Origin of the sequence: uncultured Clostridium sp. (assembly GCF_963527835.1) — a bacterium.
Taxonomy (GTDB): Bacteria; Bacillota; Clostridia; order Clostridiales; family Clostridiaceae; genus Clostridium.
This window is the reverse complement of the sequence record NZ_CAURTC010000002.1, coordinates 199,058-215,205: the sequence shown is the minus strand read 5'-3', so window position 1 is coordinate 215,205 and position 16,148 is coordinate 199,058. Positions and strand designations below refer to the sequence as shown.

General features: G+C 27.6%; 18 protein-coding genes. 13 read left to right on the top strand and 5 right to left on the bottom strand.

The window, feature by feature from the left end:
* Positions 1-32 precede the first annotated feature (32 nt).
* On the top strand, positions 33-1,451 hold the full coding sequence (gene uhpT / locus RYM86_RS02325; RefSeq protein WP_315077391.1) for a hexose-6-phosphate:phosphate antiporter: 1,419 nt from the start codon (positions 33-35) through the stop codon (positions 1,449-1,451).
* Positions 1,452-1,708: 257 nt separating this feature from the next.
* Here uhpT and RYM86_RS02320 read toward each other — a convergent pair whose 3' ends face one another.
* The gene (locus tag RYM86_RS02320; protein WP_315077389.1) at positions 1,709-1,867 is read right to left on the bottom strand and encodes a hypothetical protein; all 159 of its coding nucleotides are present in this window, start codon (positions 1,865-1,867) and stop codon (positions 1,709-1,711) included.
* A 545-nt stretch (positions 1,868-2,412) separates the two neighbouring features.
* Here RYM86_RS02320 and RYM86_RS02315 point away from each other — a divergent pair.
* From RYM86_RS02315 to RYM86_RS02295, 5 genes are all read left to right on the top strand, one after another.
* A complete protein-coding gene (locus RYM86_RS02315; protein ID WP_315077387.1) occupies positions 2,413-3,462 on the top strand; it encodes a PTS sugar transporter subunit IIC in 1,050 nt (349 codons plus the stop codon).
* A gap of 35 nt (positions 3,463-3,497) precedes the next feature.
* The gene (locus RYM86_RS02310) at positions 3,498-4,427 is read left to right on the top strand and encodes a 2-dehydropantoate 2-reductase (RefSeq protein ID WP_315077384.1); all 930 of its coding nucleotides are present in this window, start codon (positions 3,498-3,500) and stop codon (positions 4,425-4,427) included.
* A 215-nt stretch (positions 4,428-4,642) separates the two neighbouring features.
* Positions 4,643-5,065: a MarR family transcriptional regulator gene (locus RYM86_RS02305; RefSeq protein ID WP_315077381.1), complete on the top strand. Its 423-nt coding sequence runs from the start codon at positions 4,643-4,645 to the stop codon at positions 5,063-5,065.
* Between the two features lie 321 nt (positions 5,066-5,386).
* Entirely contained in the window at positions 5,387-5,704 is a 318-nt protein-coding gene (locus RYM86_RS02300; protein ID WP_315077379.1) for a heavy metal-binding domain-containing protein, read from the top strand.
* Positions 5,705-5,706: 2 nt separating this feature from the next.
* A complete protein-coding gene (locus RYM86_RS02295) occupies positions 5,707-5,853 on the top strand; it encodes a hypothetical protein (RefSeq protein WP_315077377.1) in 147 nt (48 codons plus the stop codon).
* Between the two features lie 173 nt (positions 5,854-6,026).
* Here RYM86_RS02295 and RYM86_RS02290 read toward each other — a convergent pair whose 3' ends face one another.
* Positions 6,027-6,737 (bottom strand): YjjG family noncanonical pyrimidine nucleotidase, encoded by a 711-nt coding sequence (locus tag RYM86_RS02290; protein ID WP_315077374.1) that lies wholly within the window; start codon positions 6,735-6,737, stop codon positions 6,027-6,029.
* Between the two features lie 216 nt (positions 6,738-6,953).
* Here RYM86_RS02290 and RYM86_RS02285 point away from each other — a divergent pair, with 216 nt between their 5' ends.
* A complete protein-coding gene (locus RYM86_RS02285; protein WP_315077372.1) occupies positions 6,954-7,643 on the top strand; it encodes a cyclic nucleotide-binding domain-containing protein in 690 nt (229 codons plus the stop codon).
* Between the two features lie 255 nt (positions 7,644-7,898).
* Here RYM86_RS02285 and RYM86_RS02280 read toward each other — a convergent pair whose 3' ends face one another.
* Together RYM86_RS02280 and RYM86_RS02275 are read right to left on the bottom strand one after the other, a co-directional pair.
* Positions 7,899-10,151, bottom strand: a complete 2,253-nt coding sequence (locus tag RYM86_RS02280) for an excinuclease ABC subunit UvrA (RefSeq protein ID WP_315077370.1) — start codon at positions 10,149-10,151, stop codon at positions 7,899-7,901.
* The gene (locus RYM86_RS02275; RefSeq protein ID WP_315077367.1) at positions 10,132-10,590 is read right to left on the bottom strand and encodes a transcriptional regulator; all 459 of its coding nucleotides are present in this window, start codon (positions 10,588-10,590) and stop codon (positions 10,132-10,134) included. The genes RYM86_RS02280 and RYM86_RS02275 overlap by 20 nt, the downstream gene beginning before the upstream one ends.
* 136 nt (positions 10,591-10,726) lie before the next feature.
* Here RYM86_RS02275 and RYM86_RS02270 point away from each other — a divergent pair, with 136 nt between their 5' ends.
* The 4 genes from RYM86_RS02270 (at position 10,727) to RYM86_RS02255 (ending at position 13,348) form a co-directional block, all read left to right on the top strand.
* Positions 10,727-10,897 carry a hypothetical protein gene (locus tag RYM86_RS02270; RefSeq protein WP_315077365.1) on the top strand — a complete coding sequence of 57 codons (171 nt, stop codon included), beginning with the start codon at positions 10,727-10,729 and terminating at the stop codon, positions 10,895-10,897.
* Positions 10,898-11,049: 152 nt separating this feature from the next.
* Positions 11,050-11,616 carry a VTT domain-containing protein gene (locus tag RYM86_RS02265; RefSeq protein ID WP_315077362.1) on the top strand — a complete coding sequence of 189 codons (567 nt, stop codon included), beginning with the start codon at positions 11,050-11,052 and terminating at the stop codon, positions 11,614-11,616.
* 200 nt (positions 11,617-11,816) lie between these two features.
* Positions 11,817-12,740: a tetratricopeptide repeat protein gene (locus tag RYM86_RS02260; RefSeq protein WP_315077360.1), complete on the top strand. Its 924-nt coding sequence runs from the start codon at positions 11,817-11,819 to the stop codon at positions 12,738-12,740.
* Positions 12,741-12,844: 104 nt separating this feature from the next.
* Positions 12,845-13,348, top strand: a complete 504-nt coding sequence (locus RYM86_RS02255; protein WP_315077357.1) for a flavin reductase — start codon at positions 12,845-12,847, stop codon at positions 13,346-13,348.
* Between the two features lie 373 nt (positions 13,349-13,721).
* Here RYM86_RS02255 and RYM86_RS02250 read toward each other — a convergent pair whose 3' ends face one another.
* Positions 13,722-14,366, bottom strand: a complete 645-nt coding sequence (locus RYM86_RS02250) for a hypothetical protein (protein ID WP_315077354.1) — start codon at positions 14,364-14,366, stop codon at positions 13,722-13,724.
* Between the two features lie 251 nt (positions 14,367-14,617).
* On the opposite strand from RYM86_RS02250, the gene RYM86_RS02245 reads away from it, so the two are divergent.
* Positions 14,618-15,067 (top strand): MarR family transcriptional regulator, encoded by a 450-nt coding sequence (locus RYM86_RS02245; RefSeq protein WP_315077351.1) that lies wholly within the window; start codon positions 14,618-14,620, stop codon positions 15,065-15,067.
* A 14-nt stretch (positions 15,068-15,081) separates the two neighbouring features.
* On the top strand, positions 15,082-16,050 hold the full coding sequence (locus RYM86_RS02240) for a beta-ketoacyl-ACP synthase III (RefSeq protein ID WP_315077348.1): 969 nt from the start codon (positions 15,082-15,084) through the stop codon (positions 16,048-16,050).
* Positions 16,051-16,148: the final 98 nt, after the last annotated feature.

Genomic DNA, 16,148 nt, shown 5'->3' with positions numbered 1-16,148 from the left:
TTATCATATTAAGGTAATTTTGGAGGATAGATATGAATAAATTGACAAGTTTTTTTAGTATTAACAAAAAAGAAGCTACAGTATCAATTGAAAATCAAAGAAAAATGTGGTTAAAGGAATTCTTAAAAGCATTTTTAGTTGTATTTTCTGTATATGCTTCTATGTATTTAATTAGAAATAATCTTAAAGCTGGACAACCACTGTTAAAAGAGCAACTAGGCTTTACAACATCTGAACTTGGATATATAGGTTTTGGATTTTCTATAACTTATGCACTTGGTAAGACATTATTAGGATATTTTATTGATGGTAAAAATGCAAAGCGTATAGTATCATTTTTACTTATGATGTCTGCGACAATGGTTTTTGTAATCGGTCTTATATTAATATCAGGAAATAAATGTACTGGAGCCGTTTTATTACTATGGGGATTAAGTGGATTTTTTCAAGCTCCAGGTGGACCAAGTGCTTATTCAACAATTACTAGATGGACTCCTACTAATAAAAGAGGTAGATATTTAGGATTTTGGAATATGTCTCACAATATAGGTGGAGCATTAGCTGGAATGTTAGCATTATGGGGAGCAAATAAATTTTTTCATGGTAATGTAGCAGGTATGTTTATAGTTCCATCAATAATAGCAGCTGTTATTGGTTTTGCAATGTTATTTGTAGGAAAAGATGAACCAGAAGAGCTAGGCTGGAACTGTGCAGAAGAAATATTTGGTGAAGTTAAAGCTGAAAATAGTGTTGAATTAGATAACATGAGCAAATTTGAAGTGTTTAAAAAGTATGTTTTAAAAAATCCATGGATTTGGGTCTTGTGTGTAGCAAATGTTTTCGTTTATATAGTTCGTATAGGAATAGATAACTGGGCTCCTTTATATGTTACTGAACAATTACATTTTGCAATGGGGGATGCAGTTAATACAATATTCTATTTTGAAACAGGTGCACTTATTGGTAGTCTTAGTTGGGGATTTATATCTGATTTACTAAAAGGAAGAAGAGCAATAGTTGCAGTATTCTGTTTAGTACTTACTGGATTTGCAGTTTTGGGATATAGATATGCTACGAGTGTTGCAATGGTAAATGTTTCACTATGCGCTCTTGGTGCATTAATATTTGGACCACAATTATTAATAGGTGTATCTCTTGTGGGATTTGCCCCTAAAAAAGCAATTGCTGTTGCAAATGGTTTAAGTGGTACTTTTGGATATTTATTTGGAGATTCTACAGCTAAAGTTATGTTAGCTAAAATAGCTGATCCTAAATCATCAGGTGTAAACATTGGTGGCATGTGCCTTCATGGATGGAATGATGTATTTGTAATATTTTATGGTGCACTTATAATTGGAATTTGTCTTTTATTAGTTGTTGCTTATGGTGAAGAAAAGAAGATAAGAAGTTTAAATAAAGTTGAAAATGAAGCTGAGGAATTAGTAGCATAATATAAATATGGATACTGAAAAAGTTTAAACTTTATAGAACTTAATATCAATGATAAACTAATAATGTATTTAAGTAATGGAGGAGAACCAAGTCTAGATAGAGGAGGTGCTCCTTCTTTTGTTGTTTCAAAAAGAAGGTTAATGATAAATCCTGTGAATATAAAAATACTGTTACAAAAAAAGATTACTAACTTTAATTTTGAATAATCTTTTTTAATAAATATATTTAAAACATAGCCTTAATTTAAGTACTAATTTTATTTAGAAAAAGTAAGTGAGTCTACTACTGCTGTTTCTTCATCAGCAGTTAATGTTCCTGCTGTAACTAAGGCATCTAGTTTAGTCTTTAACATATTTGTACGGTTTTCACGGTCTTCAGAATTTCTAACTTTATCAGTTTTTTCATTTTTGTTCATACCTTGTGGTTGTAAAGCTTCCTAATGACGAAATAAGTTATTAGAAAAGCATTTTATTTTTGCAACTTTTTATAGTTATTAATTGTCTAATAAATGTATCTAATGATTTGCAATCTACTTCACATAAAATTAAAAATAACAAAAAATGAATATATTATTTTTATACTTAAAAATTAAAATTCAAATTAGTATATATTATATATACGTCTAAAAAAGTTCATATATTGTTGCTTTATACGATAAATTGTTATATTTTTAACTTTTATGACTTAAATGTATTGCAATTTATATTTAAACATGATATATTTACTCTCGAAAAGTTAGTTGTACATACAAATGACGCACTTATATACAAAATTTAAATTAAAATAACTAACTTTGAATGAATTACTAGTAATTTATCTAAGAGATAACTTTAAAAATTAAAAATTTGACTGATAAAAAATAAACAATAAAAAATAAAATGGGAATGATAAAAAATAAAATGGGAATGATAAAAAATAAACAATTATTTAAAAAAAATTACAAATAGGAAGAAGAGAAATATGATACAAAATAATAAAGTAGAAAAAGACAAATTAACCCCTAAAGATTATTTAAATAAAGTTTTGGCTGGAACTGCAACAGGAATTGTTGTTGGATTAATTCCAAATGCAATTTTAGGTTCAATATTTAAAGGATTAATAGATGTTTCACCTATATTTGCTACTCTTTACAATGCCGTAAATATTATGCAATTCATAGTGCCAGTTATTGTAGGAGTATTAGTAGGATTACAATTTAATCTTAATCCTATGCAATCAGTTATTGTTGGATCAGCGGTATTTTTAGGTTCAGGTGCTTATAAGGTTACTGAACATGGCGTACAAATGGTTGGTATAGGTGATTTAATAAACATAATGTTAGTTGCATGTATAGCCGTATATGTTGTTAGATTAATAGGAAATAAACTAGGATCGTTAACAATATTGTTATTACCAATTGTTGGAGCGGGTGTCGGTGTTATTGGAATACTTATGCTTCCTTATGTAAGACAAATTACTATAACAATAGGAAATTTAATCAATAATTTTGCAGTGTTACAACCATTTTTAATGTGTATTTTAATTAGTATTTCATTTTCAATATTAATTATTTCACCAATTTCAACTGTAGCAATAGGAATTGCTATAGGAATAACAGGATTAGGTGCTGGAGCAGCTGCCATTGGTGTTACTGCTTGTACAGCTGTTTTAGTAATTGGATCAAGAAAAGTAAATGAAAGTGGAGTTACTTTATCTATCCTATTAGGGGCTATGAAGATGATGATGCCAAATTTAGTTACTTACCCTATGATAGCAGTACCTATTATTGCAAATGGTATCTTAAGTGGAATAGGTGCTTATCTGTTTAATATCTTAGGTACACCTAATAGCGCTGGATTTGGATTAGTTGGATTAGTTGGTCCTTTAGCGGCTATAAATGCCTCAACAGGATCAATTATTGGAGTATTAATGGCATTTGTGGTTATACCTTTTGTAGGTGCATTTGTTATTGATTGGTTCTGTAGAAAAGTTATACATTTATATGATGAAAATATTTTTAAATATATTTAGTTTGTAATTGATACAAAAGAGGAGAGTGAATTGAAATGAAAATTGCAATTGTTGGAGCGGGAGCTATGGGTTCACGTTATGGATATATGTTACATGAATCTGGAAATGAAGTTTTCTTAATAGATGCTTGGAAAGATCATGTAGATACTATAAATAAAGAAGGATTGACAGTTGAAGAAAATGGAGAATTTAAGAAGGTAAAAATACCAGCAATGTTACCTGAAGATGCTATAGAAGTTCCAGACTTAATAATTTTATTTACTAAATCAATGGGATTAGAATCTATGCTAAAATCTGTAAAGAATATTTTAGGAAAGCATACAAAAGTATTATGCCTATTAAATGGATTAGGTCATAATGAAACTATTGGAAAATATGTTGATAGCAAAAATATACTTATGGGAGTAACTTTATGGACAGCTGGATTGGCAGGTCCAGGACATGTTGTATTAACTGGAGATGGAAGTTTAGAAGTACAAAACATTGATCCGAATATGGAAGTAGAAGCAAGAGAGATTTGTAATGTATTAAATCAATCAGGATTAAAAGCTCATTATAGTGAAGATGTTATATTCTCAATATGGCGTAAGGCTTGTGTAAATGCAACTTTAAATAGTTGTTGCACAATTTTAGATTGTAATATTAAAGAGTTTGGAGAACTAAAAGAAGCACCTCAACTTATTCGTAATATTATAAAAGAATTTGCTGATGTTGCTACCAAATATGGAGTAGAATTAAATGTTGAAGAAGTTGCAAAAGGAATAGAACAAATATATGATCCAAGCCAAGCTGGAGAACACTATCCATCAATGCATCAAGATTTAATTCAAAATCATCGTCTTACAGAAATTGATTATATAAATGGATATGTATCTAGAAAAGGTAAAGAATTTAATATAAATACACAATGTAATGATTTATTAACAACTATGGTCCATGCAAAAGAACAATTACTTGTTAAATAAATATAGTTCTTTTAAAAAAGTTGATTACTATTTTAATAGTAATCAACTTTTTTTATATTATTTATATAATCAAATGATTATTAAAATAATAAAATATAGGGTAAAGAAATACTTTTATATAAAATAGTGGTATTAATTAGTTGCAAATTTAAAAAATTATCTTTAATATATTAGTTATATAGATAAAATTATAAAAAGTTAGAAGGGAGGACATAATGCTTGAACAAAATTTTTGCGAGTGTTTATTTTTCACTGCAACTAGATTAAAAAAGGTAGCAGCTAAAATAGCTGAAGACGAGTTGAAGCCACTAGGATTATCCCCTACATATGTATATATGCTTCTTGGCGTAAAGTTTAAACCTGGAATAACACAAAAGGAATTAAGCAAAGAACTTCACTTAAAGCCATCTACAATAACTAGACTTATAGATAAATTAGTTATAAATGGCTTAGTTGAGAGGAGAGCTGAAGGAAAATTATCTCATATATACTTAACTAATAATGGAGAAAAAATTCAAGAGGATATACAAAAGTACAGGTTAAAGTTACATAATCGTTATAGAGAGATATTAGGAGAAGAGTATAATTTATTAACCAAGATAACAAATGATTCTGCAAAAATATTAGAATCTAAGTAGAGTCTTACACAAGTAACTCAAATATGGACAAGGTATCAATAATATGGGCTATAGTTAAATTTGGTTATGATGCGTATGGAATAAAATGAATGCATATAATAATAATAGAGAGCCAAATGTGCTCTCTATTTTTTGTGTTAGAAGATTAATAAACTTTAACAGGCTCTGTGGATACAATAGATAATAATAGCTTTATCAACTTTATACTGGAACATTTGAATTGGAATAAGAAAATTAAAGAAATCTTAAGTAATTAGCTGTGTAAAAATTTGTTATAATAAACACATACGAATTTTAAATGTATGTTAGGGGGAATACCAAATGTTAATATTAACAACAGATAATGTACCAGAAAAAAATATATGCGAGATAAAGGGTCTTGTAAAAGGTAGTACTGTTAGATGTAAAAATATCGGAAAAGATTTAATGGCTGGATTTAAAAATATTGTTGGTGGAGAAATGAATGGTTATAATGAAATGCTTACAGAAGCAAGACAAATAGCTATTGGAAGAATGGTAGATGAAGCTACTGAAAAAGGTGCAAATGCTATAATTGGAATGAGACTTATGTCTTCATCAATAGCTCAAGGAGCAGCAGAAATGGTTGCATATGGTACAGCAGTAGTTATAGAGGAATAGTTATGATTAATTTATCAGCAATAGTTATATTATCAATCTATGGATTATTTATAATAGGAAGTGTCGGACTACTTATTTATACTATTGCTAAGCGCATAGGTGAAAAAAAGAAAGAAAAAGAAAAACATAAAGATTATAAAGACTATTAAAAATATATTATAATGAATGCTTTTTTAATGACGAGATAAGTTGTTAAAAAGCATTTATTTTTGTATTTAGAATAAGGTGTGGCTAACCGTATCACAAGTAAGGGATACGGGTTTAAAAAATCTACAGAGGCAAAGGCATAGAATTTTAATTAAATTCTATGCCTATTAGAATATTATCTATAGAAATATTTTTGTGGATTAACTAGTAAATCTTTAAGTTCCTTAAAGTTAGAAATCTCGTAAGTTGGTTTTACTTCTGTTTTATTTACAAGCTTGTTAGGGTTATACCAACATGTATCTATCTCAAAATTTATTCCGCCTTGTATATCAGAAGTTAAGCTATCTCCTACCATCAATACCTTGCTTTTGTCAATATGATTTATATTTTTTAAAGCGTGTTCAAATATTTCAGGATTTGGTTTTGATACTGATATCTCTTCAGAAATTACTATATCTTTAAAGTATTTTGATATAATAGATTTTCTAATTCTTTTTTCTTGTACAGATGTAAGACCATTAGTGACTATAGAAAGTGTATAATAGTTATTTAGATTTTCTACAAGTTCTATACTATCCTCAAATAAAAAGGATGCCTCAGCTAAATATTTCATATATGACTTGGCGAATTGAGATTCATTAAACTCAATTTTTAATTTACTTGATAATCTTTTAAATCTTTCTACCTTTAATTTCTCTTGAGTAATAATACCCTCTTCAAATTCTTTCCATATAGCTGTGTTTATACTCTGATATATCTTTAAGTGATAATTTTCATTATATTGTATACCAAATTCAAGCATAGTGTTTTTAAAAGCTTCTCTTTCAGATTTCTTAAAGTCAAATAAAGTTTCATCTGCATCGAATATTATAACTTCATATTTCATAATTTATCTCCTTCATATAGTTTTATACTACCCTCTCGTTGAGCTAATTTTACCTTTAATATCATGTTAAAAAATCATGATGGTAAGAGAAGCATCATTTAAAAGAGCTAAATTTATATATATATTTAAATTCCTCCTACACTTTACGGTTATTTATAAATAAGATAATATATTTATAAGAATTAAAATATGACATAGGTCATGTTAGGAGTATTTATGAGAAAAATTTCGGATAGTAATCTTTTAAATTATTATATTAAAAAGCATAATATAGAAAATATACTTGATAAGGACATATTAGAATATGCACAACTTCATTTTTATGAAAAAGAGGAATATATATTAGAATCAGAGGATAAACTTGAATATTATTATTTACTTGTAGATGGAAAAATTAAAATTTTTTATCCTTTTGAAAATGGGAAATCTATGATTTTAAAATTCTATAGAGATTTTAATACGATAGGAGATGTAGAACTTTTACAAGATATTCCTATACTTTGTAATATTGATGCAGTGGAAGATACTTATTTGATAGCAATACCTTCAGATATAATTAGAAAAAAGTATTTTGATAATACAAAGCTTTTACACCATTTAGTAGATTCTTTAAGCGAAAAACTTTATGCAACTATTAATAATAGCTCATATAATTTTGTATATCCACTTATTAATAGATTGTCTAGTTATTTAGTGGAGAATGTAACAGATAAAAATTATATAATTTTAAATTCATCATACTTAGAAATCGCCCAATTCTTAGGAACAACATATAGACACTTAAATAGAACATTTAAAGAAATGGAAGCGAAATCAATCATAAAATGTGAGGATAAAAAAGTATATATATTAGATGCTAAGAGACTTCGAGAATTATCTAAAAATATTTATATAAAACCGCTTTAAAATTATAACAAAGAATAAGAGAATAGGGTTATTTGAAGATTGAATATTAGATAAAGATTAACTTGATAATAGAGTAAAATGTGCTCCTTTGAGTGGGTAATGGAGAACCGTACCATAAATAGGTGCGGTTTTTATTATTTCAGAAAAGATACCAAATAGTATTTGAGTGTGTATCTAGAATAACTTAGTGCCAATATATTAAACTCTATCTTTCAGTAGCCATTTTACAGAGATAACGTATATTTTATTAATATATTATCTTCGTGTATATTCTAACAACCTTTTCCCAGTCAGAGATGAAAAACATTGTATAATATTTTGTGGATATCCCATATACACCAATTCTCCGCCGTTAAAGCCTCCAAAAGGCCCTAAATCGATAATCCAGTCAGCATGGCACATTACACTTAAATTATGTTCTAGTGTGATAATTGTTTTCCCTCTCTTAATTAACTTGATTAATAATTCTATCAATTTTTGGATATCTGATTCGTGTAAGCCAGTGCTTGGTTCATCCAATATATAAATTTCACTAGTATCATCTAAAAATGTTGAAGCGATTTTCAATCGCTGAAGTTCCCCTCCTGATAGTGTATCAAGCGACTGTCCAAGTTTAATATAACTTAGATTTACTTCTTGGATAGTGCGTAATATTTTTTTTATATCTTTGTCAATAAAAACTGTTAAAGCCTCCTCAACTGTGAGATTAAGAATGTCACTTATTGTATATCCATTGTACTTGTAATCCAAAGCTTCTTTCTTGTAACGCTTTCCATCACATAACTCACAAGTTTGTTCCACATCATCTAGAAAGGCAAGGTCTGTTTTAATTATCCCTTTTCCTTTACATAAAGGACACGCACCTTCTCCATTAGAGCTAAATAATGAATGAGATTGACCACTTATCCTTCCAAATATAGTTCGTATTTTATCAAAAAAACCCATGTAGGTAGCTAATATTGAACGAGAAGATGTATAAACTCTTCTTTGGTCTAAAAGGATACTATCGGGGTACTTATTATGGAAAATACGTGTAATTAACGTACTTTTACCTGAACCTGCTACTCCTGTTACAACTGTTAAGGCATTTTTAGGTATTTTTACAGATATATCTTTTAAGTTAAACATTTTTGCATTATTAAGTTTATAAAAATAGGTAAAATTTCTATTTATCGCTTTTATATTATGTTTTTTAGATAAAGCAATACCAGTAGTGGTATGACTGCTTAATAATTCTGAATATGTTCCTTGAAAAGTGATTTTTCCACCATGAACTCCTGATTTAGGTCCCATATCAATAATATGATCTGCTATCTTTATTACATCAGGATCATGTTCCACAATTATAACTGTATTTCCCTTTTCTTTAAGTCCTTTAAATATCTTATTTATACCAGTAATATCATGAGGGTGTAATCCAATACTAGGTTCATCAAATATATATATAATATCATTAAGACTACTATTTAAATGTTTTGACATTTTAATACGTTGAGACTCTCCGCCAGATAATGTATTAGTTGTGCGGTTTAGCGTAAGATAATCCAATCCAACTTCTTCTAATGTACTTAAGTGCTTGAGAATATCATCAATGACGACCTGAACTTTTGATTCGTGGATTGTTTGAATAAAAGATTTTAATTCATTTATTGGCATATCCACACAATCACCAATTGATTTCCCTTTGATTTTGCAAGATAGAATCGTAGTATTAAGACGTTTTCCATCACAATGAGGGCAAAGCTGTTCATTAACAAGTTGTTCAATTTCTTTTTTGTATTGTTTTTGCTCTTTTTCTAAAAAGGAACTTCTGATTCTGGGAATAAGTCCAATATACTTGGCTGTTTTATGCCAGTTACTTGTAGCGTTATCAGGTATTTTTTCTTCTTCATAAAGCAATGTATTAAGCTCTAAATTAGAGTAGTCTTTAATAGGTTTTTGAATGTCAAAATAACCAGATTCAGTATAACGACTTAATCTCCATCCACCTGGTTGAAATGTAGGAAATTGAATAGCACCTTCATTTAAGCTTTTATCAAAATTGATTAACTTATGAATATCAATCTCTTTAACTATTCCTAATCCTTGACAGTAAGAGCACATACCGTTTGTATTGTTAAAAGAAAAGTTCATTGAATAACCAACAAAAGGTTTTCCTATTCTAGAAAAGAGAAGACGTAATAAGGTGTAAATGTCAGTAACTGTTCCGACTGTTGAACGTGCATTTCCACCTATTTTCTTTTGATCTATAATAATAGATACAGGAAGATTATTAATTTTTTCAACATTAGGTCTGCTATAATGTGGCAATAACCGTTGAATATAGGAAGAATAGGTATCATTCAGCATTCGCTGAGATTCAGCAGCTAGTGTGTCAAAAATTAGTGAAGATTTTCCAGAACCAGACAACCCTGTGATTATGGTAATTTTTTTCTTTGGAATATTTACTGATATATCCTTAAGATTATTTTCATTTGCATGAAATATCTCAATCATTTCTTTTGTCATAGTATCCCCTTCTTTCTCCAAAAATTTTGCTTACTTTAAGACATAGTTCAGCAAAAAATACTTGTTCATTTTCAGTTAAAGCAGATGCTGCAATTTCAGCTAAATACTCATGTCCTTTCTCGTTATCCTTTAAAAATTTGAAACCTTTATCTGTTAATTCTGTCCAAAGTTCTCTTGCATCATAATTACTTTTTGCCTGTTTTATATAGCCTATATCTTTAAGAATCTTTAACCCTTTAGATATTTTAGAACGTGAAACACCCAATCTACTACTTAATTCTGCAGGGAGACTTCCATTTGTTTGGTATAAACACTCCAATAAGTCATACTGAAACCAAGAAATATTGTCTATGTTTATCCTATTTCTCTCAGCAACAAGTTCACATTGAAGTCGTGATAATCCTTCTTCTAATTTAGAATTATATAAATTTTTATTCATAAATAAGCACCTCATTAATATTAATAAAATATAGTTTCTTTTTAGAAATCATTTTAACACTTTAATAAAATGATTGCAAGAAAGAAATTATATATCAAATGTTATTAAATAATGCTATATTTGAAAATATTTTATAATGAAAGATATAGTAACATATGTTATTTACTCAAATGGAATCAAAAAAGGAAAAGAAGAGCAAGCAACAGATACAGCAATAAAAGCAATAGAGAGGGGATTAGAAAATTATGCAATAACTAAGTTTACAGGTAAAGAAGTCAATATGCTTAGAAGAGTGAAAGGTAACTAAATATACTAACTAAAATAAGATATTTTTATAGCTGTAAAATTTATTATGTAATTACTAAGTGGTAAAAATCAATTTATCTATTCAGAGAATAAAATACTATGCTATAATTATTAAAATTTATTAATGTAGAATTTTAGATAGGAGATTAACATATGATGAATGTTGATACGTTTATTAATATAATGAGTAATTATAGCAATATAGCTTTATTAATAAGCATTTTTGCCAGTGTGATTATAGCTATATTAGGGATTTTACCTTCTATATTTGTTACTGGAGCGAATATTATTTTTTTTGGTCCTATAAAAGGTTTTTTTATATCATTAATTGGAGAAACCATTGGTGCAGTTATATCGTTTTGGCTTTATAGAAAGGGTTTTAAAAAGAAGGCACAAAATTTTTCGCAGAATAATAAATACCTAGAAAGGTTAGTAAAAAGTGAAGGAAAAGAAAGTACATACTTAGTATTTTTAGTAAGGTTACTACCGTTTGTACCTTCTGGATTTGTAACATTAGGGGCTTCAGTAAGTAATATGAATATTATACCTTTTACAATAGCAACTTTTTTAGGAAAAATACCTTCTATTATGCTGGAAGCCTTGATTAGCTACGACTTTATTAATATACAAGATAATTGGATTAGATTAATAATTACACTATTATCATTAATACTAATCATAATTTTTGTGAATAAAAATTATAAGCCTAATAAGGCATAGTTTAAACCATATCAAAATATTCTTACGTCCTAAGGATAGTATTTTTTATTGATTTTAACATAATGTTAAAGTTTAAAATATACGATAATAAATATTTTTATAATAACATGATAAGTTGTTATAAAAGCATTTTATTTTTGAATTTTTTAATGATATACTAAATTAGTTATTACAAAGAATTAGCAAGGATGAAGTGTTAAATGGAAAATAAAAATTATTTGTACGATAATTATTTAAATATGGCTAGAAATCTAAAAAGTGAGAGAAACTTATTAAAAGCTTTAAAATTTTATAAAAAAGCATATGCATTAAATTTAGGTAAAAATGATATAGAATTTTTACTTGATATGGCATTATTATATGATGAAATTGGTTTAAGAAAAGAAGCAGAAGAAAAATATTTAGAAATAATAAATTTAGATAAAGATGAACCAAGAGCTTATTATGGTTTAGGCACAATCTATGATGAATTAGGTGACTTATCAAAGGCAAAAGAGTATTATAAAATATCAATAGAGAAAGATCCTAACTATGATAAAGCGTATTTCTTTTTGGCTAATATATATGATGAATTAGATGAGAAAGAAAAGGCAATTTTAAATTATAAAAAAACTATTGAATTAAATAATAATGATTTATGGGGATATGCAAACTTAGCTTGCATTTTTGAAGAAATGGATAAAAATGATGAAGCGTTAGAATATATAAATAGAGCTCTAGAAATTAACCCTAAGCATTATAAAATATTATTTAATAAAGCTGTTATATTAAATAAATTAAATAAAAAGCAAGGTGCCATAGGATGTTATAAAAAATCTATATTAGCAAATCCTACATATACATATAGTTTCTTAAATTTAGCTGTGATATATAGAGAAGAAGATGATTTTACAACTGCAATAAATATAATAAATAAAGGGATAGAAATAAATCCAGAAGAAGGATTCTTATATTATAATAGGGCTTGTTTCTATGTTAATATAGGGGAACTACTAAAGGGTTTAAAAGATGTAGAAAAGAGTATAAAGCTAAATGATTTATTTTTAGATTATATGAAAAAAGATAAAGAACTTGATCCTATAAGAGATTTAAAAGAATATAAAGAATTTATAAACAACATTTAATAGAATAATATGGTATTATTTTATATAGTGATGTAAAAATTAAGTTCTATATCAATACTACTTTAAAATAGAGCTAAATATTAAAGAAGTGGGGGAGAAAGTTTATGAAGGAAACTTTTACAGAAGGTTTAGAGATTTCAATGGATAATCTTTATAAATCAGGAGCATTTTTAACATGTGGAGATGAAAATAAGGCTAATACGATGACAATTAGCTGGGGAAGTGTAGGTTACATTTGGAGAAGACCTATATTTATGGCACTAGTTAGAGAAACAAGATATACTAAAGAATTTTTAGATTCTGGTGATAATTATACAATTAGTATACCATTTGATGAAAATATGAAGTCAGCTTTAACTATATGTGGAACAAAGTCAGGAAGAGATATAGACAAAGAAAAAGAAGCTAATATAAAATTTATACCTAGCAAAAGCGTAAGTAGTCCTATAGTTCATGGATGTGATAAATATTACGAGTGCAAAATAATGTTTAAACAAGAAATGAATTTAGATAATATTGATCCTGAAATCAAAGATAAATTTTATGGCGAAGGTGAATCAAAGCATGTATTATATTTTGGTGAAATTTTAGAATGCTATACTAAATAATAAATATAATTATTTAGCTCTGTTTAAGTAGTGGGTTGATATATGCATAAGTAAAGGTGGACGGAATGTAAAAAGGAAACTCGACTTCTGATAGTCGCTGAGTAAGTTCGAGGAGCGAAATATAAAATTCCGACTCTCACTTAACAACGCTAAAATGAGTATAGTCCCATTTTAGCTTGCTCCCAATATAAAATTGGAGACAAGCAGTAAATGTGACAATACTCATTAAGGGTTCTAAAAGCCCAATTACAATGCCACTTTACCTATTAAATATATCAACAATCTTAAAACAGAGTCTTTTATTTTCACAATAAAAAGCTACTACTTGAATGAATTATTCATTTAAGTAGTAGCTTTATTGTTGTTTAAATAATTATTTTCTATATTGAATTTCAGATAATTTAGGTGTATGTTCAAATTCGATTGGTTCATTCTTGTATAAGAATTTCACCCCGTCAATCCATTCACCTTTATATTTTACTTGAAGAAAAGTTTCTAATAAACTATTTTCAGATATCTCTCCACCAGTAGAACCTTGTAATTTATTAGCTGCCCAATTAGGTTTCTTTAAATCAGCATTGCTAGTTACACCTTTGTTAGCTGCACTTTCATCTAAGTTTATAGTAGCAATTTTTTTGCCATCTACAGTATCAATAGATTTTACTTCTATTGGTAAGTTATCAAATACTTTTTCAGAAAGAGACTTTGATAATTGCTTTAATTTATCTTCTAAACTTAAATCTTTGTTTAGTTCAATAGTTGAAATTTCTTTAATTTCCATATTATCTGCATCTTCAGTATATATAAAGAATGCCTCAGTTTCTTTCTTATCGTTTTTATCATCCTTAGAACTTTCAGCAGGGTTGTCCTTTTTAATATCATTTTCGTTATTATCCGTCTTAGAATTCTCTACTACAGTATTATCTTCTTGCTTTGTATTAGTAGCTGAATTTGAAGAACAACCTACTAAAGCTATGCTTAACATTAAAACTGTAGCTAAAATCAATTTTTTTACCATTATTTTTCCTCCTCGTGTAAAAAAATAAGTAATATTTAAAAATATTATAATAATTATAGCATATGTACTTAGGAATTAAAAGTTTGGGTATATAGTGAAAATAATGGTAAATAATAAAAATATATTTTCAAAATAATTGACAACTTATTTTGAATGTAGTATATTTTGATTATCAAAATGTTTGATTGCGGAAATTAAATTTTAATTGCTAGATCAAATATTTAATGTTTTATCTGGAGGAAAATAAATAAATGGGTCAATCAAAAAAGATAGTCAATGAGATATTAGTAGAATTATTTAACGATATTTTACAAATAGAAGAACAAACAATAAAAGAAGGCATAATTTCAGACCTTTCAATTACTGAAATTCATACTATTGAAGCAATTGGAATGTACAAAAAAAGAACTATGTCTGAAGTAGCTCAAGATTTAAAAATAACAGTTGGGACTTTAACAACTGCAATAAATAAACTTATTAAAAAAGGTTATGTGGAAAGAAGCAGAATAGAAGAAGATAGAAGAGTTGTTTTAATTGCTTTAACTAAAAAAGGAAAACTAGCTTATAGATTACATGAAAAATTTCATAATGATATGGTTAGCAACTCGATAGAAAGCTTAACACAACAAGAAGAAGCAATGCTAATTTCAGCATTAAATAAGATAAATGAGTTTTTAAAACAAAAATATAAATTGAAATAATTAAGGAGAAAAGTATGAACATTAAAATAGGGGGAGTAGGAGGATATTTACCATCACTTGCTGTTACAAATGATAAGATTAGTGAATTTGTAGACACCAATGATGAATGGATAGTTGAAAGAACAGGCATAAAAGAACGTAGAATTTCAGAAGGTGAAAATACTTCGGAAATTGCTGTGAAAGCCGCTAAAGTTGCTCTTGAAAGAGCAAAGATTGATTCTGAAGATTTAGATTTAATAATAGTAGCAACTATTACTCCAGATATGTTTATGCCATCTGTAGCATGTTTAGTTCAAAAAGAATTAAATGCTAATAATGCTACAGCATTTGATATAAATGTTGCTTGCTCAGGATTTGTATTTGCATTAGAAACTGCAAATTCATTAATGAAATCATTAAATTATAAAAATGCACTTGTTATAGGTGCAGAAACACTTTCTAAAGTTATTAATTGGAATGACAGAGGAACTTGTATATTATTTGGTGATGGTGGTGGAGCAGCAGTACTTGTAAGAGATGAAAAGAATGGAATAATTAATTCGTATTTGAAAACAGATGGGAAAAAGGGAGATTCATTGACTATAGGTGCACTTGATTTTAACACTCCTTTTACTAAAGAAAATTTTATTAGCAACCAATATGTAGAGATGAATGGTAGGGAAGTTTTTAAATTTGCAACTTCAGCCATTATTAAAGGAATTGATGGTGCATTAGAAGGTACAGATGTTTGCTTAAATGATATAAAGTACATAGTGCCTCATCAAGCTAATATAAGAATATTAGATTATGTTGCTAAAAAATTAAAGATAGATATAAATAAGTTTTATATAAATTTAGATAAGACAGGAAATACATCGTCAGCTTCAGTACCATTAGCGCTAAATGAGTTATATGAAAAAAATCTTCTACAAAAAGGAGATAAAATACTTTTAGTAGCTTTTGGTGGTGGATTAAGTTATGGAGCTACATTATTAGAATGGTAAAAATTAAATCATTAGGATATGTTTTAGAAAAGCGTTTATATATGTATAAACAAAATTGACTGAGCAATTGAACTTAGAAATATTCATTAAGGATTCTC

Coding starts and splice junctions, on each gene's coding strand:
- uhpT (WP_315077391.1), top strand. CDS start 33: ATGAATAAATTGACAAGTTTTTTTAGTATTAACAAAAAAGAAGCTACA.
- RYM86_RS02320 (WP_315077389.1), bottom strand. CDS start 1,867: ATGAACAAAAATGAAAAAACTGATAAAGTTAGAAATTCTGAAGACCGT.
- RYM86_RS02315 (WP_315077387.1), top strand. CDS start 2,413: ATGATACAAAATAATAAAGTAGAAAAAGACAAATTAACCCCTAAAGAT.
- RYM86_RS02310 (WP_315077384.1), top strand. CDS start 3,498: ATGAAAATTGCAATTGTTGGAGCGGGAGCTATGGGTTCACGTTATGGA.
- RYM86_RS02305 (WP_315077381.1), top strand. CDS start 4,643: ATGCTTGAACAAAATTTTTGCGAGTGTTTATTTTTCACTGCAACTAGA.
- RYM86_RS02300 (WP_315077379.1), top strand. CDS start 5,387: ATGTTAATATTAACAACAGATAATGTACCAGAAAAAAATATATGCGAG.
- RYM86_RS02295 (WP_315077377.1), top strand. CDS start 5,707: ATGATTAATTTATCAGCAATAGTTATATTATCAATCTATGGATTATTT.
- RYM86_RS02290 (WP_315077374.1), bottom strand. CDS start 6,737: ATGAAATATGAAGTTATAATATTCGATGCAGATGAAACTTTATTTGAC.
- RYM86_RS02285 (WP_315077372.1), top strand. CDS start 6,954: ATGAGAAAAATTTCGGATAGTAATCTTTTAAATTATTATATTAAAAAG.
- RYM86_RS02280 (WP_315077370.1), bottom strand. CDS start 10,151: ATGACAAAAGAAATGATTGAGATATTTCATGCAAATGAAAATAATCTT.
- RYM86_RS02275 (WP_315077367.1), bottom strand. CDS start 10,590: ATGAATAAAAATTTATATAATTCTAAATTAGAAGAAGGATTATCACGA.
- RYM86_RS02270 (WP_315077365.1), top strand. CDS start 10,727: ATGAAAGATATAGTAACATATGTTATTTACTCAAATGGAATCAAAAAA.
- RYM86_RS02265 (WP_315077362.1), top strand. CDS start 11,050: ATGATGAATGTTGATACGTTTATTAATATAATGAGTAATTATAGCAAT.
- RYM86_RS02260 (WP_315077360.1), top strand. CDS start 11,817: ATGGAAAATAAAAATTATTTGTACGATAATTATTTAAATATGGCTAGA.
- RYM86_RS02255 (WP_315077357.1), top strand. CDS start 12,845: ATGAAGGAAACTTTTACAGAAGGTTTAGAGATTTCAATGGATAATCTT.
- RYM86_RS02250 (WP_315077354.1), bottom strand. CDS start 14,366: ATGGTAAAAAAATTGATTTTAGCTACAGTTTTAATGTTAAGCATAGCT.
- RYM86_RS02245 (WP_315077351.1), top strand. CDS start 14,618: ATGGGTCAATCAAAAAAGATAGTCAATGAGATATTAGTAGAATTATTT.
- RYM86_RS02240 (WP_315077348.1), top strand. CDS start 15,082: ATGAACATTAAAATAGGGGGAGTAGGAGGATATTTACCATCACTTGCT.